The sequence below is a fragment of the Alkalihalophilus marmarensis DSM 21297 genome, assembly GCF_000474275.2.
GTDB lineage: Bacteria > Bacillota > Bacilli > Bacillales > Bacillaceae_D > Alkalihalophilus > Alkalihalophilus marmarensis.
In genome coordinates, this window is sequence record NZ_ATAE01000018.1 from 1 (window position 1) to 22,397 (window position 22,397).

Genomic DNA, 22,397 nt, shown 5'->3' on the forward strand with positions numbered 1-22,397 from the left:
AGTGCACTCATTTTTAGTATATCATTTGTATTTTAACTTTTTTATTGAAAAATATTGACAAACTATTAGCTGGTTTAGTTAAGAATAACTCATCACAAACTCGCTATAATACTAGCATAAAATTTCCACTAATCTTCAAAAAAAACTCCTAATTAGCACCAGTTTTAAAATGGATGCGTACTGACCTGCTTATTAGTATGCTAAATAAGTTATTGATACAACAACAAAAAAGAGGGCACCAATTCATATGCGAATGATGGCTTCATTTAGGTTGTTATTTAATGTTTCCCCCAGTAACCGAACCTGTTAATTTTATGCGGACTCTTATTATGCTATTCGATGTTTTATGACTGAGTCACTTGACATCTGTTCGCTTTCAGCTTTTGATAGAGTGAACGACTAAAAAGGAGAATAGCCAATATGACTCAAAAACCCCAACATATCGTAAGTATAATGGACTTCCAACTAACAGAACACCAATCGATATTTGTCCAATTTAATGGATACGATGCCATATTAGAAAAGAAGTTTACTGGAGAGGTCAAATTTCTCGGAGGTAGACCTTACGGAGACATCATTCATCCCGAACGATCCAGCCTATCAAGTGCATGTAGGGAATACGTAAGGATGGTATTGTTGGATAAGTATGAGAGGGGCGAGTTTAGGTAGGGTTAAAATTCTTATTGAACTGCTAACCTCAAAGTAATAGTCTTTGAGGTTAGTTGTCGCTCAAAGCACCATCTCGAGCGAGTAACATCTATATGAGCTTTCAAATAGGCCTCTATCGATTTGGCAGAGGCTGTTTATTGTTGGTTCCAACTAACGACATACTCAATGTTTTCATTTAGTCTCTCTAACCCAGGTTCGTCTATGACCCAATTCCCGCTGATACCTAGCTCATCACAAGCCAATTCAAATTGGCACATCGCAATGCCCATATCTAACAGCTGCATTTGATAGCCTAATGTCTTACTGTAATTCGGTGTATGTTCGATGTAGAAATGACAAGTCTCTCGGTTTTCTGAGAGAACGAGTCGCCACGGTTGTTTATTGGAGGCGGAAGGTCCTAATCTAACCATTTCTATAGGGATTTCTAATGAGCCAGCGTTATCGCGTTGTAATGGAGCGGCAAAAGTCTCATCATAAAACAATTTCTCCCACGGCTTCTTATTATCGGCCCTCACGACAAAACGCAAGGCCTTATCAAAGACACGCTGCTTTTCTTTTGGAAACCCGAGTGCTGTCACGCATGGAATGAATTCGTCTTCATACAACTGTATTTCTTTTTCAAATGAGTTTCGGGTAAACGTCCCGCCCATCCAACACGTACCTATGCCGAGCTGTGTTGCAAATAAAGTCATTCGATGAAAAATGTAAGCATACTCGATCAGTGGATACTTAGCATTCACTGATGATCCGACTAAATACGCTTTAGGATGTTTAATAAATCCATACGTTCCAAGCTTAATTCCTTTGTCTGTCACATTTTTTTGAACCAATACGAGATCAATCCGGCCTTTTGCGCCGAAAGGTCCAATCAAGTTGCTTTCATCATTTAAATATGCCGTTAACTTATTGATGTCTCCTGCTGAAAGATCATTATCATCAAACGTTCGAATCGACTGGCGTCTGCGCATGGTGTCAATGATTGAAGTAGAGAAAGACATGATACACCTCCATAAAAACAGATTACTATTTCTTCAGTTGTCCATAAAACTCTAACCTGGCCGTTAGTTGAAGTGAAATCTTTAACAATATTTAGTTTATTTTACCATGAAATATCCAACTCCTTTGAAAAATTGAGTTGCATACTAGAGGTCAAAATACTCTGTTTGAGCACGTAGGTTAAAAATACCTCATAAAATATTATGCTGTCTTCGTGATTGTATGGAAACTGATATGCAAATTGGTATGCTGAATTTGTTAAAGCAGTGCTATAGAAACAAAAAAGAGGACATCAATTCGTGTGTGAATGATGTCCTCACTTGGTTTGTTCATTCATTTGTTCCCACTAACCTAAGGGGTACCTGTTAAAGCAGCTAATCTCCAATGGCGTATCATTCACTTGCTAACATCTGTACGGCCGTCTCATGCATTTCTTTTAAGCCCGACACTTCAGCGTACTCGGCAACGGTAATGCCGCTTGTCGTTAATAGCTCGGTTATATGCTCCTCCATTTTAGACCACGTTCTGCCCCCTGCGTTATCGTAGGCAGCTAGGATCTTTTGGAGTCCTTCTTTACCAAACAGCATTTGATGTGACATAAAGTCGATCGATACATCTCCTATCCCAACTTCGGTCCAGTCAATAAAGCCTGTTACACGTTGGTTTGTATCTATTAAAATATGTCCAGGGTGCATATCACCATGTCTCACCCCTGTATGTTTTGGCCACAATGAATCTTCACTGAGCCATGCCTGCCATCTATCCCATAGATCTGAATTCACTTTATAGGTTTGCTTTACTCTCTCCATACGCTGCTTCATTGACTTCCTTAACTCACTAGCTTCAATGATCTCGATGCCGGTATTCATAAACGGAGAATCATGCAAATTGTGCAGGTTTGCAAGAGATTTTCCTAGTGTTTCATAATAACTTGCAGGTACATTCTTTTCATCGAAGCTCCAGATATATGCTTGTACCTCCATATCAATAGTCGCTGCTGGTGCTCCCTTTAGCTGTTTATAGGCAATGAGGTCATTTGAGTAAATGGACCAGTCTGGAACTTGAAAGCATGCCTCTTTTTTCATGATGTCTAACGCATGTTTCTCTTTATCGGCATGTCTCATTGATTCAGGTCTTCGCGGGATTCTAAGAATCCATTTATCCCCTTTTTCATCTTCTGCGTGTGCGACCTGAAAGTCTACACCTGATTCATTGATTTTTATTGAGTCTTCTAAAATAGATAATCCGTTTTGCTCTGCTAATTGTTTGAGTTTACGTGTATTCATGTTTATTTCCTCCTCGTGGTTTTAATGATAAAGGATCTGATCATAAAAAAAACACAGACGGGCTTCTGGGCTTGAGTCTGTGTGTTAGAGTAAACGAGGCGATCACAAATAGACGTCTCAACTATCAAAGCAGACGAAAAAAAGACAGATAGGTATCTGCCTTCTTCACGTCAAAAATGTACATTTGTCCGTAAAGGATTATTAAAAATGTGCAGACTACTCCCGTTTACTCTGCTTTTATGAAAACAGAGCCTTTGAACTATGAAATTACTTCGTGTTCAAAGTTTCGTGGCGTAATCTTCCTGCATGCATCATTTTTAACAACCCTCCTCTCATTAGTTACTATCTACTATACGTTAGTAGTGCAATTATTTCAACGTTAAATTCTAACGGATCCGCGGAATCCTCGTGCGCCAAAATAAGAATCAGCTCCATTATGATAGACAAAAATCGTGTCATAACGGCGGTCACAGAATAAGGCTCCACCAAGATCTCTGATATGGCTAGGCGTCATAACCCAGCTGGATGTCTTTTTATCAAATTCTCCTAACGTCTGCAGGTAGCGGTACTCTTCTTCCGTTAAGAGGTCAATCCCTAGTTCAGCAGCCAAATCGATCGCACTTGTTTCTGGCTTGTATTTCTTTCTCGATTCTAATGCTTCACGGTCGTAACAGACACTTCTGCGGCCTTTAGGGCTTTCTTTTGAGCAGTCATAAAAGATATATTCGTCAGCTTCCGTATCATAAGCAACAACATCCGGCTCGCCTTCTGTTTCTTCCATTTGAAACAGTGTCCAAAGTTTATCTGGGCGCGCGTCGATTTTCGCTTGGACAGCATCCCATTCAATTCCTTCATGACGGTTCATATGTTTCTCAAAGCGTTTTTTTAAATTCGTTAGTAATTCGTCACGTTGTTCAGCTGTTAATTCTTTGTTTGTTGTCGTCATTAAGAGAGCTCCTTTGTTTCATATTGTTCATTTATTATATCATTCCTATCGGTTGGATTAATTATAATCAGTTAGAAAATGCATGAATTTGCGGTGAACGTACTCAGATGAGTGTCCCAGCCATATTAGATGCCCCCATGAATTAAGTACACATAGTTCAGAATTCTCAATATGTTTCTTTGCATAGTGAGCATGGTCGATTGGTACAGATCCATCATGTTCACTATGCATAATGAGTGTTGGACACTGCACACTCTTAAGGTCCGAAATCGTTAAATCATTTACTTGTGCTAAATCAATAAAAAAGCCGCTACCCGAACGTTGCCGATTATTCATCTTTCGCACAGCTTCAATGTCGTGCTCGCTCCATTTGTCACGAGCTTCGTTGTAATTTAAAATGCTGAAGGAGGAAAACATCTGCTTAAAAATGAATTGTGGAAAGGAGTTGTTCATCTTCGAAATCAATTTCCATGTATATTTTTCTGCTCGCGGATGAAACAAAACTTTAGCTGCTCTATATTCTTTATCTTCTGGCTGCAGCCATTCTTTAGTTACAGCAGATTGCAGGGTTAATGACTTTACATATTCTGGATAAGCCGCTGCGAAATAAATTCCGCTAGGACCCCCAGCAGACATGGCTATAACATGCACTTTACCGAGCTTGAGGTGCCGAATTAATGAAACATAATGTTCACATGCTACTGCTAAACTCTCGCCAATTTCCTTAGAGGTTGCTCCGTAACCTGGTCTTGACGGAGTAATAATAGAATAGCCTTCCTCTATTAATGCTTGGTAGCCGAACTCTTCTAGGCAATTGGAGTGACCGCCGTGCATGACAACAATAGGTGCGCCTTCACCTATAATCGAGTACTCCATTGTTAAATCATTAATAGTCACAGTTTCTACTGATCGTTTCATAACCTAGACCTTCCTTCTATACCGTCTCAGTTAACATCATATCTTTTGGTTGGTCTTTTATAAAGGTACTCTCGTTAATTTCGTTGATTTTTGGAAGGCTTCGCGTTTGCTTGTCGATCAGCCATCCTAGCCCGACACATAGAACAACAATTCCGCTTAACGCAATCACATACTGGCTGCCGATATACACCCCTAGCACCCCGCCTGCCATAGAGCCGAGTGGCAGTGCAATGCCTGAGACACTATAGGCAGCAGAGAACACGCGTCCTAACAGCTTTTTAGGGATCCCTTTTTGCAGAACGGTGTTAATGAGAATGTTGGTGATTCCGCCTGGCAGCCATGCTAAGCCATAAAGAGTGACCACAAGCCACGTCCACGGACTGAAAATGGCAACCGACCATAAAATCCCGCTCACGATGAACGCATAGGCATACACCTTTCCCAACCCAAACCGCTCAAGTTTCAAGTATGGTGTTAAGAGAGCACCTGTCAGACTACCGGCTGCTTGAGCCATAAGAAGAAGCCCGTAAATTTCTACTCCTCCTTTATAGTCACTGAAGGCTGGAAGAACGACAAAGGTTGCGCCTCCGACAAGATTAATTCCGATCACACCAATCAAAAGTTTAGATAAGGTTTTGTTGAAAAGGACACTTACTCCTTCTTTTAACTCACTTACGTACGTTCGTATGAAGGTTTGGAGGTTTTTATTTTCCGTGCTCGTTATCTTAGGAGCTGCTGGTACTCTTAATAATGAAAACAAAATGGCTCCAATCAAAAACATCACAGAATCTAACACATAAATGGATACCGCACCAATCGCTACAATCAACACACCAGCAATCGCGTTACAGCCAATTTCGATCCCTTGATAGGCCACGGTAAAATAAGAATTTGCTTTTGTTAAGTCGTCATTTTCAACAAGGGACGGAAGTGCAGCCATCTGGGCTGGATACACAAACATATTCAGCGTTGTTAGGATTGGAGAAATGATTAATACGAGCGTCACAGTGAGAAATCCATAGTAGGAAGCGACGGGTATGATGAGTAATAGAAGTGCTTGTGTGAGCTGTGTCGTGATGAGGAGTTTTCTAATAGGAAGACGGTCAATAATCGGCCCTGCGAGCAGCTGAATCATTCTAGGAAGAATCGTTAAAAAGCCAGCAAGGCCGGTATAAAATGTCGAGCCGCCTAGATCATATACAAGCCACATCGCGGCAACAGCATATAAACTGTCACCGACATTTGTTAAAATTCGGCCAAAAAACATGCAGGCAAAGTTACGATTTAAGAACAGTTTCATTCTTCTTCCCCCTTTGGTTCAGTTGAGACGATTTTCACACCGACACTGAACTCTTCTGTTTTCTCATCTGCTTGAGTATGGGAAGATTTCTCGACCCATGATTCCAAAAACTCTAAAAATTCTTCCTGCAGATTTTTCCGCTGCTTGGCAGTCAGTTCTAAACGAATACTGATGAGCGAGGAATCACGTGAGTTAAATCCCTCTTGTAAAACGGGATCTATTGCGCCTCCTGGTGAATTAAACCGGCTGGCTACGGCTTGATAGTACTTCTCCACCACTCCGCCAAATTGCTTTTCTTCCACTAATTCCACGAGGCCGCCTTCATGCAGCTTCTTCAGGTGATAATGCACATTTCCTGGCGAGTGTCCAAGCTGAGTTGCCACTTGCTTCGATGTCTTTGGCTCATTTAGCAGCTGCTTCATGATCTTCACACGCAGCGCGTTTCCTAGTAATTTCGCCTGTTCCACTGAAATGTCGAGTGATTTTTTTTGGTTTGACATAATCCGTTCTCCTCCCGATCTAATAAATTAGATCATCAATCTGTAAAATTAGATTATCATATGCAGGTGGAGAGTTGCAAGTGATTTTTGGAATAAACAGTAAAATGGGCAGCTGGCATAGTGCCGGCCTTCCCCTTTTATGTTGAGAGGCTGTTAATTGTATTAATGCGGCAGGTTATTGCGCTGACTGCAGGAGTTATTGCGCGGCTATTCGGCTTAATTTAGTTGGTTGAACGGCTAATTGCGCCTGTCGGTTGAAATTGCGTCTGATGCATGAGCATATGCGTCCGTTCAGTGAGGAATTGTATAGACTTTTGATATAATTGCGTCCCTCCTACCTGCCCTATCTCCCTCTATGGTCTCAGTCTTTATTAGTACGCTTTTAGGCGGTTCTTACTTACTTTATCTGTCATAGATTTTTCACATGATTCCGTTTCAATTTTTAGTATGGTAGTTGCTGGGAGTATTAACAGAGAAAAGGAGAGAGCGAATGATGAAAAGGAAATCTATTTACCTATTAGTCGCTGCGTGTTTGGCATTAGCGGCTTGCGCAGAACAAACAGAAACGGAGCCTGCAGAAACAGCACCAACCACAACTGACTCGCCGGGACCTAGTGAGGAATCTCAGGAGGAATCTACTGAGGAACTTACGGAATGGTCTTATGACGGAGAATCTGGACCTGAGCATTGGGGTCATTTACACGCTTCTTACTCGGCATGTGTTGATGGAAGTGAACAATCACCGATTAACATTGATTTAGCTGAAATGGAGGCCAGTCAACAAATAGAGGAGATTAATATTCAGTACGAACCTGCTTCTTTTTCACTCGTTAACAATGGACATACGATTCAAAAGAATGCAGTTGATGAGAATAATGCGATCACGTTAGATGGGCAAGAATATCAGCTTGTTCAATTTCATTTCCATACACCAAGTGAACACCAATTTAACGGGGAGCATTTTGACATGGAGCTGCATCTTGTACACCAAGATATTAATGGCAATTTAGCAGTCTTAGGTGTGATGATTGAAGAAGGTGCGGAAAACGAAGAACTAGCGCCTGCATGGGGAGAGCTGCCGGAAGAGGAAACGGAAAATGACATTACATTAGAGGAGCCTATCAACCTTCAAAACCTCTTGCCTGAAGACCAATCCTCATTCCATTACAACGGATCACTAACTACCCCGCCATGTACAGAAGAAGTAAAATGGATTGTATTCAAAGAGCCAATTCAAAAATCAGCGGTACAAATTCAAGTATTCCAAGAGATTTATGAAGAGAACCACCGCCCGGTTCAGCCTTTGAATGAACGAGGGTAAACCATTATATAAGACTTTATATTTAAATCATTAAACTAGAAAGAAACCGACCTTTTCTATTTAAAAGGTCGGTTTAACTAGTTTTACGCGCTTATTCTTGTACTAGAATTCTCGTTTTTGTTTCCAAATAATAAATTGTCCAATGCAAGCAGCTTGCTGCCACTAATAACAAGCGCAGCTGCCATCGCCAACAAAGCTACGTCTAATTCATAACCTGCTGCTTCTGCACCCATGAAACCGAGTGGTAATTTGACCATAAAGATCGCCCCTAGCATGACGAATCCAATCAATGCAGAAATCATTCTAGTTCCAACTCCTAGTAATAAGGCAATTCCACCCACAAGTTCAATGATCGCAACAACATAACCGAAAAAGCCCATAATACCAATACTTTCAAACCATCCAGCTACGTTACCAAGCCCCATTTGAAACTTATCAATCCCATGAATTAAAAATGTGACTCCTAATACGACACGGATTATTAATAGACTTACTTCATATTTTTGTGCCACTGTTCATTCTCCTCTATGTTTCTTATTTTCGTTTAAATAGAATTTTAGTTATTGAATCTAGCTTTGATTTCAATGTTTTTACTATTTACTTTCTAACTTCAAAAGACAGCCTTCTATTGTTTAGCTATTAACCGGATACGATTTCCTGAAGGGTCTACAGTTACAGTAGAACCGTCGTCTTCTATTACGGTTGCTCCGATTTCTTTTAACTGTGAAATGATTTGATTTCTCTTTTCCTCACTTGAGAGCATAAGATCAAATGATTCGAGTCCAACACTATTTGGCGGCGGTGTCGGAGCACCTACCCCAGCCCACGTATTTAACCCGATATGATGATGGTACTTTCCATCAGCAATGAAAAGCGCCTGACTGCCGAATCGATTGACAACCTCAAAACCAAGACCCTTGATATAAAACTCTTCAGTCTTTCTTAATTCTGATACATGTAGGTGGATATGGCCCATGATTGTTTTTTTCGGAAGTCCTTTCCATTGCTGTTGTTTATGCGTTGTTAAAAGATCAGGGAAATTCAACGGATCAACTGCCATTTGTACCTCACTATTTCTCCAGCACCACTCGGATGGGTCTCTGTCTACATAGATCTCAATCCCGTTTCCATCTGGATCTGATAAATAAAGAGCTTCACTTACCAGATGGTCAGAGGAACCTAACTGTACGTCATTTCTCACAAAATGATGGATAATCTGAGCTAAATCCTCTCGCTTTGGAAGAAGGAGGGCAAAGTGATATAAGCCCGTCGTTCTTGCTTGTTTTGGAACAACTTGTTCTGGTTCTTCAACGGATAATAATGCTGTCGTACCATCCGCAGTAAATGCAGCGGATCTTGGCGTTTGGTTTAGCACTCTTAACCCAATGACTTCTTTATAAAAAGCGATAGAACGGTCTAAATCTTGTACTTTAAGGTTTACTTGACCTACATAAGTAGTAGGTTCGCGATGAAAATTCATTTTATTACCTCCTTCAAATTATTAAATGACAACTTGTTTTATTAGTGGCTTACTTTATGTAAGTAAGTATATAATTGTAATTATATGACGTCAAGTAACTTTTTGATATAAAATAATTTTATTATTTCTCGAAGCAGTTTATAATATGTGAAGTGAGGAGTTGATTGAATTGGATAAGTCGATTTGTCCTAGATTTGAAAAAGCTATGGGTTTAATGAGCCAAAGATGGACAGGTTTAATCATTTACCAGCTTCTAACTGGTCCACAGCGTTTTTGCAGTATTGAATCGGCAATCGGTGTCAGTGGAAGAGTCCTTTCAGAAAGGTTAAAGGACCTTGAAAACGAAGGGATTGTAAAACGAGAAGTGTTTCCAGAAACTCCAGTTCGGATCGAATATTCTTTAACTGAAAAAGGAATTTCACTTGAGCCTTTCATGCGAGAAATCGAAAAATGGTCACAAGACTGGTTAGAAGCCTAATGTAGGAGATATATTTCTTAAAGTATAGTTGAACATAAAAAAATAACCGTCTAATGAGGCGGTTATTTTTTACTGGTGAAGTTTTTCTCTCTTTTTATTATTAAGATACAACCATCTTAAAATCTACAGGGGTAAATAGAATAAGGTTAATCATTATTGTTATGAGCGGGAGCAGAATAGCTAGAGCGTTGCAGGTGAGTGCAGCAACAGCCAATGCTCTTCCCCGCTGTGCAGTGTAATGAATTTCTCTCAAACTTAGAAAAGCAAGGATGAAACCGATACTAGCTATGGCAATGCCCGCTAAACTAAAATAACCGACAAACAATGCGGTAACCCCAAAAGTAAGTGATACGATAGATTTCGTGTTCAGGTTAATATCTTTAGATAGTGTGATGGATGGGTTATTCAAAGTTTTCTTCCTTTCTTATTCCCTGCCATAGTATGAATGATGGTTTTTTATAATTTTTTCTCCAGATCGATCATCGGTTGAAAATCTAAATCTTTATAGATATTCTTAGCTAGAGAACTCGACCATAATTTTGCTCTTTTTGCTCCGTTTTCTTTCAACCACAAGCAAATGTCATTAATTAAGTGGTGAGCTAACCCCTGCTTTCGATGTGCTTTATTTGTATATACCGATATGATCCACCCAAATAACGTTGGTTCTTCTGCAAGAGGATAGGCATACTCAGTACGTATTAATCCACCTGCGCATGCTATGATGCGATCCTCTTTATCAACCGCTACTCTAAAAACTAAATGTCCTGCCATATATTCGTTTACAAATAATTCTTTAACTTGAGTGACTCTTTCATTATCAGGTTTTGGCGTACCGTCGATATCAGCCATTTCATTTGCCATTAAACACCAATATTCGGACATATACGGCACCTCGTCAGTGGTAGCCCAACGTGTCTTATACAAAAAATCACCTCTTAATGAAGATATGTTTAATGTAGGTAAAACTATGTTAATCAAACAATCCAATCCTCTTCGACTTTGAATCGTTCAAACCGGACTTTTGAGAAATAATGTTCATAATCTTTGTTTTCTAATCCCTCTAGTACTAACACACGTGGACATTGCCCTGTTATTGATTTTACTGCATTTCCAATCAATTTCAGATCAAATGGAGGAAGGTTTTCTGTATTTTTCATGCAGGGTTTATAATCTACCTTAATGGAATGTGAATGTATTAATAAATCTCTTAAGTGATTCTTCACTTCAACATTCATTCGGTTCTGTTCAAATACACTCACCTTAATAGAATAATAGGTGTTCTCTTGTCCTGAATTTACAAATATCTGATCATGTTCATTACGCATAAAGGATTGGTAATCATTTTTACTTCTCCAAAAAGAGTAAATCAGTGCTGAGTGTGAATTGGATAGATTCCATCCGCCTGTTTGCCCTATAAATCCTTGGATGTTTTTTAGTTGATCCCATTGCCTTTGGTGATGATGAAATTCTTCTTTAAAACCTTCCTTAACTGTGCAGCAAATTCTTTTAATAAGCATAATGCCACCCTTTTTTATCTGATAAGAACGGAAACTACGAACGTATAACTATTCAATAAAACTCCATATGCGTTTTCTCTTGCTTGTAGTAATTCAGTCTGTCTTGTAAGGTACCCGTATGAAATTCGAATTTGTGACCATCAGGATCTGTAAAATAAACCGACCGTTTATCTCCTTCAGCTCTTGGCCTGCCTGGAAGGATTGTCACGCGCAGCTTCTGCAGCTTCTGCAGCTTCTGAAATAGTTCATCGAAGTCTTCATCTTCCACTGTAAAAGCAATATGTGTATAAGAGTGCTCTATCTCAGCTCGAGGGATATGCCTCTCTTCATTTAATGCAAGCCACATTCCATTTAAATCGAAATAAGCCGTGCGTTTTCCTTTGGCTAGCAGTTTTGCATTAAGGACGCTTTTATAAAAATTTATTGATCGTTCTAAATTCGATACAGAAAATAATAAATGGTTAATACCTTTGATCGACACAACATCACCTCTGAAATAGAATTATCTTAGTGGCTGCGGAAAGGGATTTTATGAGCGAAGTGAGCTTAGATAGAAAAGGTTATTTTTTTATCTGCATCAAACTAGTCCATAGAAAATCTTCACCAAATAATTTGTTTGTATGTGCGACCTTTTTCATCTTTCTAAATTCTTTGATTGTAAAGTCGTCCTTAAACAATTCTTTTGACCTTTCCTCCTTATAGCCAATGCCGCCGTTCCGTTCATGCTTCCTTGTTTATATATTTCCCAATCAGGTGTATCTTTTGCGCCTGCTGTATTAAAGCAAACAAGGCCAAAGTATCCCCCTTTTTTTAGTGCGAGTCTCTCAAAGTGTGATCGAGCATAACAAGGAGATCCTCATAATTTATTATTCTTTTCTCCACACTGTCCCTCCTTGTTTAATAGATAAAAGTGTTTGATCAACTAGCCTCCTACTAAAACAAATACATTACCATCTGGTGCTTGCATCACTGCGACGTGTCCGCCTAATGAATTAGGGAAAGGTGTTCGAATCCACTTAACCTCGGGATTAGATTTTATTGATTCATAAGTATGCATAACGTTATCACAAACGATTTCCGTTTCAGCAAAATTTAAGCTGGGATTATTTTTTAACACCAGCTCAGATTCCCCATCAGGAAATCTCATACCGACGAGCATCCATTGTTCTTCTTCATCTTGATATGCTTCCCACGCTTTTGTTAAACCTAATGATTGATAGAATGTGACGGATTCCTTAATATCCTCTGTATAAATCGCAATGCATTCAAGTTTTTTCCACATGACTTTTAAGTCCTTTCTTGTAGGGAGCCTAATCTATTTAGCTGATAATGATTGCATATATTCGTCTACAGGTCTTTTATTTTTTACTATGAGTATTTTATCTTGTAACGAAGCATATTTCTTAAAAAATTCTGGCTTTGCAACATCCTCAAAATGCTCGTTCCATTTAAACATATTAAACAAGATTTCTTTGGTTGGTTTATAATTTGAAGATTCAATTTTTAGTTTCTGTAACAAGTATCTTCTCATGATTCGAAACTTTCTAACGTGGTTTGGTGTATCCAAAAATATGATCAGATCCGCATTGCGAAAACTAGTATCAACCCATTCTTTCGTGTGTACTCCCTCAATAATCCACTTATCTGATTGAACGAGGGTATGTAATAAGGCCGCACATTCTTCATCTGTCCGCCTTCTATCTCCTGAAGTTCTTCTCTCCCAAGAAACATTATCTAACTCTAAATGTGGGAGATTTAATATTGCAGATAATTCTCTGGCTAAAGTGGTTTTGCCGCTTCCGACTGAGCCAATAATATGTATCTGATTAATCATCTTTTTCTGCCTCACATATAATCCCTTTCAGGAGCGGTGTCCTATATTTGTTACTATTGATTATTATTAAATGCCCATATTTTAAATTCGGTATTTTGCTCTTGTAGAACCCACCCTGCCTTATAATAGTACTCATTAAAGTTGGAACTAGTCGGACAGGAGACAAGGATTGGAAGATCATTGATCGTTTTAAGCATATCAATTAATAAACATTGACCCCGATGACTATCACTTATGGCAAATTGGTATAAAGATATTTGCTTCTGCGTTTTCTTTCGGTAAAAACGAAAGGCGCCTACTACTTTTCCTTGATCTGTCGCAATCATCATTTGGTTTCTTCTTATGGCTGCTTTCATTCCAAGAGGGCATAAAAACTCCTCGGAATAAACTGCACTGTTATTAGTGTCTAGATTTTCATTGAAGAACGTAATTACTTCTGATACATGTGATACGTTTGCTAGAGCAATTTCCATCGTTCTGTGCCACCTTCATCTTGCCTGTCAATAAGGCTGCGCTCACACCATTCCTGCTAAGTCTTACTATTATTACTTTACCATAATTCTCCTTATTTATGGTTTTATTTACTGCATATTCCTCTTTTTTATGAGTAAACATCAAAAAGCTTAACGACACACGATTCGTCGTTAAGCTCTGAGCATTTTTACTTTTTACGGTATAAATACATCGTCAAAGGTGCGAATATAGCCATGATTAGAACGGAGACAAAGAGCACCCAGCCAATTTGTTCAAGTGTAGCCGTCCCATGCATCAACCCACGAACAGCAGTCACTAGAAGTGAGATCGGGTTTACATCTACGAACTTTTCCAACCAGCCTGGCAGCGTCTCTGGATCTACGAATACATTACTGACGAACGTGAGCGGAAAGAGTACCATCATACTGACCATCATCAATGATTTCTCAGAGCGCATGATAAGTCCCAGTGTCGTCCAGATCCATGATAAACTAAAGCAGAAAAATAACATTAACGCGACTGCTTGAATGATCCCAATAAACCCGCCATCCGGTCTGAAACCAAGCAGAAAACCAAGTCCGATCATAATGGCCGAGGCAATCGAGTAACGAACAGTATCAACGAGTAATGCACCTACTAAGGCTGAAGGCAGCCAAATCGGTAACGTGCGGAATCGATCAAAAATCCCCTTTCTAATATCATTGTTTAAGTCAATTCCTGTGTACATCGTAATTTGCGCTACAGTCATGACAAGAATACCGGGAAGGAGGAATTGTAAATATTCACTCGTCGATCCCGCAATCGCCCCTCCAAATAGATACGTAAACATAAGTAAAAAGATAATCGGAAACACAGTCACATCAAATAGCTGCTCGGGAATATGCTTAATCCGAAGCATAGCTCTTTTTGCAAAGGTGAGAGATGAAGATAAGGCACTTGGTCGATTTGGGCGTTTACTAGAGGCAATCGCATCCAGTAATTTGGCATCAGCGCCGTTTTGTTCAGTTGTCTCTGCTGGTTGATTATTCATTATCTTGCTTCCTCACTTTCTCTCGCTTCATCCACAGACTGATCCGTTAACGTTAGAAATACCTCATCTAGACTAGGCTGGCCGAGTGAGAAATTATGTACAGCTATTTTCTCCTTCGCTAATTCACCAAGGGCCTCAGCTGCTAATGAAGCATCGGCAACTTGAGCGGTGAGAGAAGCGGCATCGCCAGCGGGGGAAACTGTCACTTGTAGTTTTTGTGTCAAAACATCAATGGCTCTTGGACGATCTTCTGGATTAAGAAGCGATACATTCAACGTTCCTGTACCGACTGAAGCCTTTAAATCGTTGCTCGTTCCTTCGGCAATAATCTTTCCTTTATTTATCACAGCAATTCGATCCGCTAATTGATCGGCTTCCTCTAAATATTGAGTTGTTAGTAACACTGTTGTACCAGCATTCACTAAAGCACGCACGATATCCCACACCTGATTGCGGCTCCGTGGATCTAATCCAGTCGTCGGCTCATCAAGAAATAACAGCTCTGGTGTCACTACAATACTCGCTGCAATATCAATTCGACGACGCATGCCGCCAGAATAAGTCTTTACTTGTCTTTTTGAAGCTTCTTCGAGGCCAAAGGCACTAAGTAATTCATTTGCACGTCCTTTTGCTTCTTTTTTTGAATAACCCATTAATCTGGCTATCATCACGAGGTTCTCAACGCCGGTTAAATCCTCGTCAATTGAGGCATATTGACCCGTCAGGCTAATGCGGCTTTTTATGGCCTCTGTTTCTTGAACCAAGTCATGACCAAATATACGAGCTGATCCCTCATCTGGCTGCAACAATGTAGCAAGCATGCGAATGGTCGTCGTTTTTCCTGCCCCGTTAGGCCCTAAAAAACCATATACTGTGCCTTTTTGAATGGATAAATCTACGCCATCCACTGCTCGGTGATCACCAAATACTTTAACAAGCCCTTTTGCTTCGACAGCTAAGTTACTGGATTGTTCGAGTTGTTGTTCTTTCATATCATTCACCCTCCCAAATACTCATTCCTATTAAAACCATACGTGATTCATTCATGGAATAACATTTCCCATTTGAAAGCTCTCTATCTTACTCCACATTCATCAAATATGAGCGAGTATGCTCTAAAGCTTCTTCCTCCGTCACATAATCATTGTTATACACTAAACGATATTCTCCACTTAAAGAAATGCTATGAATTGTAAACGACATATCTTCTTGAATAGCCACTTCTACCTCTTCAAGCTCAACCACTTTATCAGCTTCCGTAGAGGTCACTCCCTCCTTGCTATAAGAAAGCATAAAAGCTACTTCTCCCTCATAGGGGCCATACAATTTTTTTGCATGATGTTGTTCTTCCCACGCTGCTGTATTGCTTGGGTTTTGAAAATAATCGATGATCTCACTTGTTCGTCCTTCTGCATACTGAACATCAATGCTTTTCACATGATCGGCTTCATCATATTGGACGTATACATAAGATACATCGAGCGCTTCAAATTCGGGGAGATACATCTTCTCACCAGTTTCTTCATAAATAAGATTCACTAACTCTTCCTGTGTCATCAGTGGCTGCGTGGCAGAAGAACAAGCAGCAAGTAACAAGCAAAGACCACCTATAAAGAATGTCCTGACTGTTTTAAATTCCAATCTGAATTCCCCTTACTCTATGTAGTGTTCCGTGTTAATTATAACTAAAACTCATGTGTTAGAACTATTGTTTAATAGGAAATTAATAAAAGCTATTCTTTCGTTGCAGACCTCTTAAAGAAGAAAATAATGACTCCAGAGATAATCGCCATTCCCAAAAAGGTAAACGCGTATAAAAAGGGTGGGATAACAACAACTCCAAAACCAACTTCACTTTGAAGGTAATGTACGTTCTCCCATTGGCTCTCTAGATTCGGCTCATATACCTTTGTTTGGAGGTACCCCATTCCGAGCGTGCCCATAAAGTAAACGACATGAATAATGAGGGAAGCTATACATGCTTGTATGACTAATTTCATTTAACGCCACTTCCTTTTAATCCACATATTCTAAGCTGAAATGTCCCTTAGCGATCATCAATCTTGAATCATTGCGCGTATTTGTTCTTTTTGTTGGTAGGATGGGTGATTTGTCAAAACCGAAAAACCTTGGGCATCGTGGTCTGCAAGTAGAAGGATTGAATCATTAATCAGATCAATAGCTGCAAACGTATTTTTATAGGATACATTTGTATGTTGAGTAATCAGCCACATGTTATTTTGCTGAGCTAAATAAAATATGCGGAAATGTTCATAGTCTCCAATTATTGTTACCCAGTCCTGCTCCTTCTTGCGATCATGCATGATATATACTTTCACTCTACGTTACCCTCTCTCCCCTTTTCATCATATGTATGTACTTCTGTATGTACTTCACTTTTTAGAGGATTCCAAATTACACTGCTTTAAAAACGATTAAAGAGAATATAAATACAAATCCCCCAGCTAATAATAGCCCGCCAACAAAATCATTAATCTTTAGATTGTCTAAAAGACCGTTTCTATTAATAACTGCCATAATTATATAGATTGAAACGATCCCAATCGTAGGTTCAACAGTATCTTTAAATAAATACTCGTATTCAATAAATAAATCGCTAATTAGTAAGGACACTCCTAAAAGCACTATTCCTATAAAGAATTTCAAGTGATAATTCTTCTTATATCCCCCTACTGAAATCCCTTTTTTGTTAAGAAATGTGATAACTAAGATGATAATTGTCATTGATAAAATCATATGAAAATAGTAGATTGAAGATCCACCTTTCCCCTTCTTTGTATAATCAATTTAAAAGAACACTTGATATCTCTATACGACAACTCTGGTTATATAAAATTAAACACCTATTCTAAAATTTCTCAAGTTCCTTGATTTAATCTCCCCTAAAAAAACATAGGAATAAGGTACAATAAAGTTGTTGCTGCTAAAACGGTAAAAAAAATTAAGATGCAGTTTAGGATAAATTTCATCGGGGGCACGTATGTAGGATTTTCTAATCGATCAACTTTCTCATTTAATTTCTGAAGCTCTTTTAATATTTCTTTATTAATCTCTTCTGACATACCTATCTCTCCATTCATGTGAAAATACTTTCCTAAATACTAGACCTTCCAGCTTATACTCTACTTGATCACTTTAACATTAATCCCCTTTTATGTAATTATAATCTTTGTCTATCCAAACAAAAAACATTCTATAATGAATGCTTAATCGCCCTTGTAATAAAAAAGCGCTCCTTATAAAGAAGCGCGAATCTAATCCCATGGCGTAACAATAGGACTGCTTAGAGTTTATGTGGCGAATGAAACAGCATTCTATTTAATTTCGGAATAAATAATGATAGAAAGATAGATCTAGAGAGACTAAATATAATAAAAGCAAACCAAATACCATGGTTTAAAAAGACGGGAACTAATAACCAGATTACCAGTAAAAAGACAATGAGGGCATAAAAAATAGAATTTCTAATCGACTTGGCTTCTGTAGCCCCAGAAAATATTCCTTCAAGCTGCAATCCCCAAAATCCTACAATCGGAAATAAAACCATCCATATAAGAAAGGTATGGGCTGTAGCTCTTACCTCTGGAATAGTTGTAAATAAGGATAGAATTTCTGGACCTAACAGCCACATAACTAAAGCCATTATAACTGCCGAACTTATGCCCCATTGGGCTGATAACTTATATGCCCGTTTGTAGACTTCCTTATTATTTTCACCGATTGCTCGACCAACTAGAATACTTGAGGCATTAGCAAATCCACCAAATAGATAGGCCATTAAATAATGGATTTGCAAAAGAATTGCGTTAGCAGCCAATGTAACCTCGCCCATGCTCGCACCCATAGCTGTAAAGATTCCAGTCATAATCAGCAAACAAATCGTACGTAAAAATAAATCCCTGTTTACCTTTGCCATCTTAAGTAATGGATGCACGTCCATAATCTTTGAATAGGATATAGAAGAAAAGGTTATATCTTTTGTATAAAGGATGAGACCAATACCAAATAATACTGCACTAACCTCTGCTATGAGGGTGGCGGAGGCTACGCCCTGAACGCCCATATTTAGGCCTAAAACAAACACTAAATCCAAGATGATATTTAGCAGATTCATAAATAGTTGTGTAATTAATGAAAGGCGTACTCTCCCCATCCCAATCAGCCAGCCGATAATTACATAGTTTGCTAGCGCAAAGGGTGCTCCCCAAATACGTATTGAGAAATAGTTCTCTGCAAAGGCAGAGACCGTTTCGCTTCCTCCAAGAATAGATATAGTGATTTTAATGATTGGCTGTTGAAAAGTGATAAAGAAGAACCCAAAAAGAAGTGCTAGAATCATTGGGCGTATAAAAGATAACATCATCTCCTGATAATTATTGGCCCCGCTTGCTTGTGCGGTAAAGCCACTTGTACTTACACGTAAAAAACCTAAAAGCCAGTACATTGTATTGAAAATTACTGCGCCAATCGCTACACCACCAATTGCAGCCGCATCAGGCATACGACCTATTACCGCTGTGTCTACTGCACCCAAGATAGGAGTAGAAATCCCTGAGATAATTAAAGGGATCGCCAATAGTAAATATTGACGCTGACTTACGGACTTTACTGTATAATCTTCTAAGGAATTACGTTTCGTTTGCATTCCATTCACCTTTCTTTCACAAAAAAAGTAAACCCATCCAATAGTATAAATGAGTTCACTTGAGTTCTTATATATCTCGCAAGATTTAAACTCAGCTCTTGAAAATAGTAATTATTACGATTTATATAGTATCGTAATAATGCTGATATAGCAAAGGTTTTTGATAGATAGAGACTTGGTACGGGTAATTTGAGGTAAAATGCGGGAAATCTTTCTTAGATGGAAAGGTAATTACTTTTGAAGGTCTCTATAGCTCTAAAAAAGGCTTCCCCTATAAAGATAAAGGTAAAGCCGCTTGTGTCTTAAATTCCATATAAATCTGAACAGAGTGCTGAAGAGCTATAGATTTATACCCTTTCTATTAGTTAGTACGCTTATGTAAAAAATAGGTTCTACATACTAACATGACACCTGCTACGAGTAGAATGAGACCTAAGAGATATGGAAACCACCCCATCATATCATTCATCATGGTAACAAACTTTCCAGGCGGACTACTCCAACTCGTAAGGTGGGGTAAGTATAAAGCAATGGCTAGATGCATTAATCCAAGCAACAGTGTGCCTGATAGGATGAATAAAGAGCCTAATAGATAACCTTTTGTTTCGCTCATTTTATACGCCTCTTTCTAATATATTAGCCATTTATGCAGCCTTTTATATTGATGTTCACTTCATGTCTCTCCATATCCGTAGAAGCTGCAGGCCGTCTGACGGTCGTCCGCTGTATGACCTGAACCACTTAGGATAGGTCATCGGAATGGCAGTAAACAAAAACATCATTCCATTAAAGACGATAATCCCCGCAACAAAATTACGTAGATCCCCATCAACAAATGGCAGCAAAATCGATGCTAACCCAGCTAATAGTAAGGACATGATCGGACCTCCTGCTAGGGCAGCGACCTTTTGTGAGTGAACTAATTCCTCGCTCCAAGTACAAAATCCAGAATAAGACCAACGGATGTGAAAGTGAAGTCTTCCAATTTTTATGTTTTCTTGATTGTCCGCAAGCGGCCCCAAATAAACATGAGCTTGTGCGTTCGATCGTAGAATCACCCCTAAACCATGCCCTGCTTCATGCAGTAATACACAAACAGGGATAATAAGTAAATAGAAGAGTAAAAACGTAAACATTGTTACACCCCTTATTTAGATGCTTATCTTAGTTATTTACCAATCTATTATACTACAAGAATTGTAATAAAAATCCAAAAAATCTTTTCTTCATACGTTTATTAGGTTTATAATGAATGGAAAAATGATGGTGAGAAGATGAGATATTTACTGTATTTCCTTTCATTTGTGTTCATTGTGATTCTGCATTATTATGTTGGGGAGATATTCTTGATAGAAAAAGGGACATGGGTATATGCGGTGGGTATTTTTATGCGTGTACTATTAATTGGTTTAATCTTTTACTTCGGCTATACACTTGTAGATAGAAAGTTAAATCGTAAACATTAAAACACAAGAGCAGAATTGGTCAGCTCTTGTGTTTTTAATTTAACTAATAGGATTACTAGTAGTGTAGAAAGGATTGATATGCAATGACTAAACGTAGAAAAGGTTATATGCAGATGGTATTAATCACATTCATTTTTATACTGTTCATACTTATGTTTGAGTTACCTACATTCAATAGTCTTATCATATTGAGTGAAGTAGTTATTTTTAACATTCTAGTTTACGAATTATTTATTTATAGGAGAAAATAAAAGAGTTCTATGATAATTACATCTAAGAAAAGCCTCTAAAGTAAAATCTTTATGAAGAAAGAAATTTATTTTGATAAGTGAAGGAGCTTACATTAATTAGCAATTGTATTCTTTCACCGACTTATTGCGTTGCTTCCAAAGTTTATTGCGCGGCTCTTAGGCTTAATTGCGTTGGTTGAGCGAGTAATTGCGTCACTCTCTTTGAATTGCGTCAGTTGAGAGCGGATATGCGTTGGTCTAGCGCTGGATTGTATTAACTTTCACCATAATTGCGCCGGTTGCTTTCCCAGTATTCTCTCCTAACTTTTAAGTTAACCCAATAGGCGTGAGTGACTATTCATGCATGTGATTAACCTGTTTTAACGGATCGGCTGGAATCCCTTCGTTTTTAAGAATTTCCATGCCGGATCATACCCAGCTACTGCAGCTTGGGCATCAATATGTTCAAACCGTTTAGACTCTATTTGAGCACGGGTAAATGTCACTTCTATTAATCTTATATCCTTATGATGACCATCAGCTGGATCAATTCGGTTCTCGTCTACATGACAATGAACCGTCGTGACATCTGGCAATGCATGTAGACAGTCTCGCGCTGCTTTTAAAAGAAGAGAACAAATGAATTGCTGATATAAATGATAGTAATTGGTTTTCGTCTGTGCTTTTCTCGAAAGCTTTCCTGTCTTCGTTAAACTAAACGTCTCATCAGGAATCACATCATCGTTTACTAGGAACGTCAAGATTACTTCATTTCTATCAATCGGCACAAGCTCTACTGCGGTACCATATTCTTCTGCTGTTTGGAAAAGGTCGGTTTCATCGAGTAATTCCTTGTATACTTCTACTCCGCCAGCAGCAAGAGTTTGTGCTTTATTGACTCTATTAAGCCAATCGGCATAGCTCTCTTTATCCTTTAAGATGGCATGTCCCAGCTTTTCCTCAAGCTTAATCATTTCCTTCGCTTCTTTTTTTAGTAACCGCGAAAAAAAGGACGGCTTATATTGTTCGACATCTCTTCGTGCATCCGTCTCGTGTGGCCCCATTTCACCTATTGAAAATGGCGGTGCTTCGCTTGCTTTTTCCTTCCAATTGATCGGTTCTGACACACGTAAATGGAGTTCTTGTAATAGTTTTATGTGTTGTTCGTATTCTGAAGGCCATTGCGATGCTGCTCCCCTTTCAATAGAAATATCCACTCTTTATGTACATTTTTATTATCTCTTAATTTTAGCATAGATCTCTTTATTGAGATTCATTGATTATTA

Annotated in this window: 28 protein-coding genes; 2 read left to right on the forward strand and 26 right to left on the reverse strand. The window is 38.8% G+C overall.

The window, feature by feature from the left end; translation table 11 throughout:
- Positions 1–803: 803 nt before the first annotated feature.
- From A33I_RS06345 to A33I_RS06370, 6 genes are all read right to left on the reverse strand, one after another.
- The gene (locus A33I_RS06345) at positions 804–1,667 is read right to left on the reverse strand and encodes a nitroreductase family protein (RefSeq protein WP_022627647.1); all 864 of its coding nucleotides are present in this window, start codon (positions 1,665–1,667) and stop codon (positions 804–806) included.
- 390 nt (positions 1,668–2,057) lie between these two features.
- Positions 2,058–2,951, reverse strand: a complete 894-nt coding sequence (locus A33I_RS06350; RefSeq protein ID WP_022627648.1) for a macrolide 2'-phosphotransferase — start codon at positions 2,949–2,951, stop codon at positions 2,058–2,060.
- A gap of 379 nt (positions 2,952–3,330) precedes the next feature.
- Entirely contained in the window at positions 3,331–3,897 is a 567-nt protein-coding gene (locus tag A33I_RS06355; protein WP_022627649.1) for a DUF4256 domain-containing protein, read from the reverse strand.
- A 57-nt stretch (positions 3,898–3,954) separates the two neighbouring features.
- Complete coding sequence (locus A33I_RS06360; RefSeq protein WP_022627650.1) at positions 3,955–4,815, reverse strand: alpha/beta fold hydrolase; 861 nt, start codon at positions 4,813–4,815, stop codon at positions 3,955–3,957.
- A gap of 16 nt (positions 4,816–4,831) precedes the next feature.
- A complete protein-coding gene (locus A33I_RS06365; protein WP_022627651.1) occupies positions 4,832–6,115 on the reverse strand; it encodes an MFS transporter in 1,284 nt (427 codons plus the stop codon).
- On the reverse strand, positions 6,112–6,615 hold the full coding sequence (locus A33I_RS06370; protein ID WP_022627652.1) for an ArsR/SmtB family transcription factor: 504 nt from the start codon (positions 6,613–6,615) through the stop codon (positions 6,112–6,114). The genes A33I_RS06365 and A33I_RS06370 overlap by 4 nt, the downstream gene beginning before the upstream one ends.
- Positions 6,616–7,105: 490 nt before the next feature.
- Here A33I_RS06370 and A33I_RS06375 point away from each other — a divergent pair, with 490 nt between their 5' ends.
- Positions 7,106–7,936: a carbonic anhydrase gene (locus A33I_RS06375; RefSeq protein ID WP_022627653.1), complete on the forward strand. Its 831-nt coding sequence runs from the start codon at positions 7,106–7,108 to the stop codon at positions 7,934–7,936.
- An 83-nt stretch (positions 7,937–8,019) separates the two neighbouring features.
- On the opposite strand, the gene A33I_RS06380 is transcribed toward A33I_RS06375, so the two are convergent.
- Together A33I_RS06380 and A33I_RS06385 are read right to left on the reverse strand one after the other, a co-directional pair.
- Entirely contained in the window at positions 8,020–8,448 is a 429-nt protein-coding gene (locus A33I_RS06380) for a DoxX family protein (RefSeq protein ID WP_022627654.1), read from the reverse strand.
- Positions 8,449–8,561: 113 nt separating this feature from the next.
- Positions 8,562–9,416, reverse strand: coding sequence for a VOC family protein (locus A33I_RS06385; protein WP_022627655.1), 855 nt, complete (start codon positions 9,414–9,416; stop codon positions 8,562–8,564).
- A gap of 169 nt (positions 9,417–9,585) precedes the next feature.
- On the opposite strand from A33I_RS06385, the gene A33I_RS06390 reads away from it, so the two are divergent.
- On the forward strand, positions 9,586–9,894 hold the full coding sequence (locus tag A33I_RS06390) for a winged helix-turn-helix transcriptional regulator (protein WP_022627656.1): 309 nt from the start codon (positions 9,586–9,588) through the stop codon (positions 9,892–9,894).
- Positions 9,895–9,994: 100 nt separating this feature from the next.
- Here A33I_RS06390 and A33I_RS06395 read toward each other — a convergent pair whose 3' ends face one another.
- The 18 genes from A33I_RS06395 to A33I_RS06485 form a co-directional block, all read right to left on the reverse strand.
- Positions 9,995–10,303 carry a DUF4190 domain-containing protein gene (locus A33I_RS06395; protein ID WP_022627657.1) on the reverse strand — a complete coding sequence of 103 codons (309 nt, stop codon included), beginning with the start codon at positions 10,301–10,303 and terminating at the stop codon, positions 9,995–9,997.
- A 47-nt stretch (positions 10,304–10,350) separates the two neighbouring features.
- The gene (locus A33I_RS06400) at positions 10,351–10,818 is read right to left on the reverse strand and encodes a GNAT family N-acetyltransferase (RefSeq protein WP_031311474.1); all 468 of its coding nucleotides are present in this window, start codon (positions 10,816–10,818) and stop codon (positions 10,351–10,353) included.
- Between the two features lie 50 nt (positions 10,819–10,868).
- Positions 10,869–11,411, reverse strand: a complete 543-nt coding sequence (locus tag A33I_RS06405) for a YdbC family protein (protein WP_022627659.1) — start codon at positions 11,409–11,411, stop codon at positions 10,869–10,871.
- A gap of 52 nt (positions 11,412–11,463) precedes the next feature.
- Positions 11,464–11,892 carry a metallothiol transferase FosB gene (gene fosB / locus A33I_RS06410; RefSeq protein ID WP_022627660.1) on the reverse strand — a complete coding sequence of 143 codons (429 nt, stop codon included), beginning with the start codon at positions 11,890–11,892 and terminating at the stop codon, positions 11,464–11,466.
- Positions 11,893–12,333: 441 nt separating this feature from the next.
- The gene (locus tag A33I_RS06415) at positions 12,334–12,693 is read right to left on the reverse strand and encodes a VOC family protein (protein ID WP_022627662.1); all 360 of its coding nucleotides are present in this window, start codon (positions 12,691–12,693) and stop codon (positions 12,334–12,336) included.
- 33 nt (positions 12,694–12,726) lie between these two features.
- Positions 12,727–13,245, reverse strand: a complete 519-nt coding sequence (locus A33I_RS06420) for an AAA family ATPase (RefSeq protein WP_031311476.1) — start codon at positions 13,243–13,245, stop codon at positions 12,727–12,729.
- Between the two features lie 53 nt (positions 13,246–13,298).
- Entirely contained in the window at positions 13,299–13,718 is a 420-nt protein-coding gene (locus A33I_RS06425) for an N-acetyltransferase (RefSeq protein WP_022627664.1), read from the reverse strand.
- A gap of 188 nt (positions 13,719–13,906) precedes the next feature.
- Positions 13,907–14,749 (reverse strand): ABC transporter permease, encoded by an 843-nt coding sequence (locus A33I_RS06430; protein ID WP_022627665.1) that lies wholly within the window; start codon positions 14,747–14,749, stop codon positions 13,907–13,909.
- Complete coding sequence (locus tag A33I_RS06435) at positions 14,749–15,741, reverse strand: ATP-binding cassette domain-containing protein (RefSeq protein ID WP_022627666.1); 993 nt, start codon at positions 15,739–15,741, stop codon at positions 14,749–14,751. Before A33I_RS06435 ends, A33I_RS06430 begins: the two co-directional genes overlap by 1 nt.
- An 88-nt stretch (positions 15,742–15,829) precedes the next feature.
- A complete protein-coding gene (locus A33I_RS06440; RefSeq protein WP_152976447.1) occupies positions 15,830–16,390 on the reverse strand; it encodes a hypothetical protein in 561 nt (186 codons plus the stop codon).
- A gap of 92 nt (positions 16,391–16,482) precedes the next feature.
- A complete protein-coding gene (locus A33I_RS06445) occupies positions 16,483–16,749 on the reverse strand; it encodes a hypothetical protein (protein WP_022627668.1) in 267 nt (88 codons plus the stop codon).
- Positions 16,750–16,806: 57 nt separating this feature from the next.
- On the reverse strand, positions 16,807–17,088 hold the full coding sequence (locus A33I_RS06450) for a hypothetical protein (RefSeq protein WP_031311478.1): 282 nt from the start codon (positions 17,086–17,088) through the stop codon (positions 16,807–16,809).
- 76 nt (positions 17,089–17,164) lie between these two features.
- A complete protein-coding gene (locus A33I_RS06455) occupies positions 17,165–17,494 on the reverse strand; it encodes a hypothetical protein (RefSeq protein ID WP_152976448.1) in 330 nt (109 codons plus the stop codon).
- Between the two features lie 158 nt (positions 17,495–17,652).
- On the reverse strand, positions 17,653–17,832 hold the full coding sequence (locus A33I_RS06460; RefSeq protein ID WP_022627671.1) for a dynein light chain family protein: 180 nt from the start codon (positions 17,830–17,832) through the stop codon (positions 17,653–17,655).
- A gap of 221 nt (positions 17,833–18,053) precedes the next feature.
- Positions 18,054–19,415, reverse strand: a complete 1,362-nt coding sequence (locus A33I_RS06465; protein ID WP_022627672.1) for an MATE family efflux transporter — start codon at positions 19,413–19,415, stop codon at positions 18,054–18,056.
- A gap of 361 nt (positions 19,416–19,776) precedes the next feature.
- Positions 19,777–20,028: a hypothetical protein gene (locus tag A33I_RS06470; RefSeq protein ID WP_022627673.1), complete on the reverse strand. Its 252-nt coding sequence runs from the start codon at positions 20,026–20,028 to the stop codon at positions 19,777–19,779.
- 55 nt (positions 20,029–20,083) lie between these two features.
- Complete coding sequence (locus A33I_RS06475) at positions 20,084–20,551, reverse strand: hypothetical protein (RefSeq protein WP_022627674.1); 468 nt, start codon at positions 20,549–20,551, stop codon at positions 20,084–20,086.
- Positions 20,552–21,491: 940 nt separating this feature from the next.
- On the reverse strand, positions 21,492–22,328 hold the full coding sequence (locus A33I_RS06485; protein ID WP_022627676.1) for a hypothetical protein: 837 nt from the start codon (positions 22,326–22,328) through the stop codon (positions 21,492–21,494).
- Positions 22,329–22,397: the final 69 nt, after the last annotated feature.

Coding starts and splice junctions, on each gene's coding strand:
- A33I_RS06475 (WP_022627674.1), bottom strand. CDS start 20,551: ATGTTTACGTTTTTACTCTTCTATTTACTTATTATCCCTGTTTGTGTA.
- A33I_RS06415 (WP_022627662.1), bottom strand. CDS start 12,693: ATGTGGAAAAAACTTGAATGCATTGCGATTTATACAGAGGATATTAAG.
- A33I_RS06455 (WP_152976448.1), bottom strand. CDS start 17,494: ATGACAATTATCATCTTAGTTATCACATTTCTTAACAAAAAAGGGATT.
- A33I_RS06375 (WP_022627653.1), top strand. CDS start 7,106: ATGATGAAAAGGAAATCTATTTACCTATTAGTCGCTGCGTGTTTGGCA.
- A33I_RS06445 (WP_022627668.1), bottom strand. CDS start 16,749: ATGAAATTAGTCATACAAGCATGTATAGCTTCCCTCATTATTCATGTC.
- A33I_RS06465 (WP_022627672.1), bottom strand. CDS start 19,415: ATGCAAACGAAACGTAATTCCTTAGAAGATTATACAGTAAAGTCCGTA.
- A33I_RS06405 (WP_022627659.1), bottom strand. CDS start 11,411: ATGCTTATTAAAAGAATTTGCTGCACAGTTAAGGAAGGTTTTAAAGAA.
- A33I_RS06470 (WP_022627673.1), bottom strand. CDS start 20,028: ATGAGCGAAACAAAAGGTTATCTATTAGGCTCTTTATTCATCCTATCA.
- A33I_RS06425 (WP_022627664.1), bottom strand. CDS start 13,718: ATGGAAATTGCTCTAGCAAACGTATCACATGTATCAGAAGTAATTACG.
- A33I_RS06420 (WP_031311476.1), bottom strand. CDS start 13,245: ATGATTAATCAGATACATATTATTGGCTCAGTCGGAAGCGGCAAAACC.
- A33I_RS06355 (WP_022627649.1), bottom strand. CDS start 3,897: ATGACGACAACAAACAAAGAATTAACAGCTGAACAACGTGACGAATTA.
- A33I_RS06460 (WP_022627671.1), bottom strand. CDS start 17,832: ATGTCAGAAGAGATTAATAAAGAAATATTAAAAGAGCTTCAGAAATTA.
- A33I_RS06430 (WP_022627665.1), bottom strand. CDS start 14,749: ATGAATAATCAACCAGCAGAGACAACTGAACAAAACGGCGCTGATGCC.
- A33I_RS06370 (WP_022627652.1), bottom strand. CDS start 6,615: ATGTCAAACCAAAAAAAATCACTCGACATTTCAGTGGAACAGGCGAAA.
- A33I_RS06350 (WP_022627648.1), bottom strand. CDS start 2,951: ATGAATACACGTAAACTCAAACAATTAGCAGAGCAAAACGGATTATCT.
- A33I_RS06385 (WP_022627655.1), bottom strand. CDS start 9,416: ATGAATTTTCATCGCGAACCTACTACTTATGTAGGTCAAGTAAACCTT.
- A33I_RS06345 (WP_022627647.1), bottom strand. CDS start 1,667: ATGTCTTTCTCTACTTCAATCATTGACACCATGCGCAGACGCCAGTCG.
- A33I_RS06360 (WP_022627650.1), bottom strand. CDS start 4,815: ATGAAACGATCAGTAGAAACTGTGACTATTAATGATTTAACAATGGAG.
- A33I_RS06435 (WP_022627666.1), bottom strand. CDS start 15,741: ATGAAAGAACAACAACTCGAACAATCCAGTAACTTAGCTGTCGAAGCA.
- A33I_RS06365 (WP_022627651.1), bottom strand. CDS start 6,115: ATGAAACTGTTCTTAAATCGTAACTTTGCCTGCATGTTTTTTGGCCGA.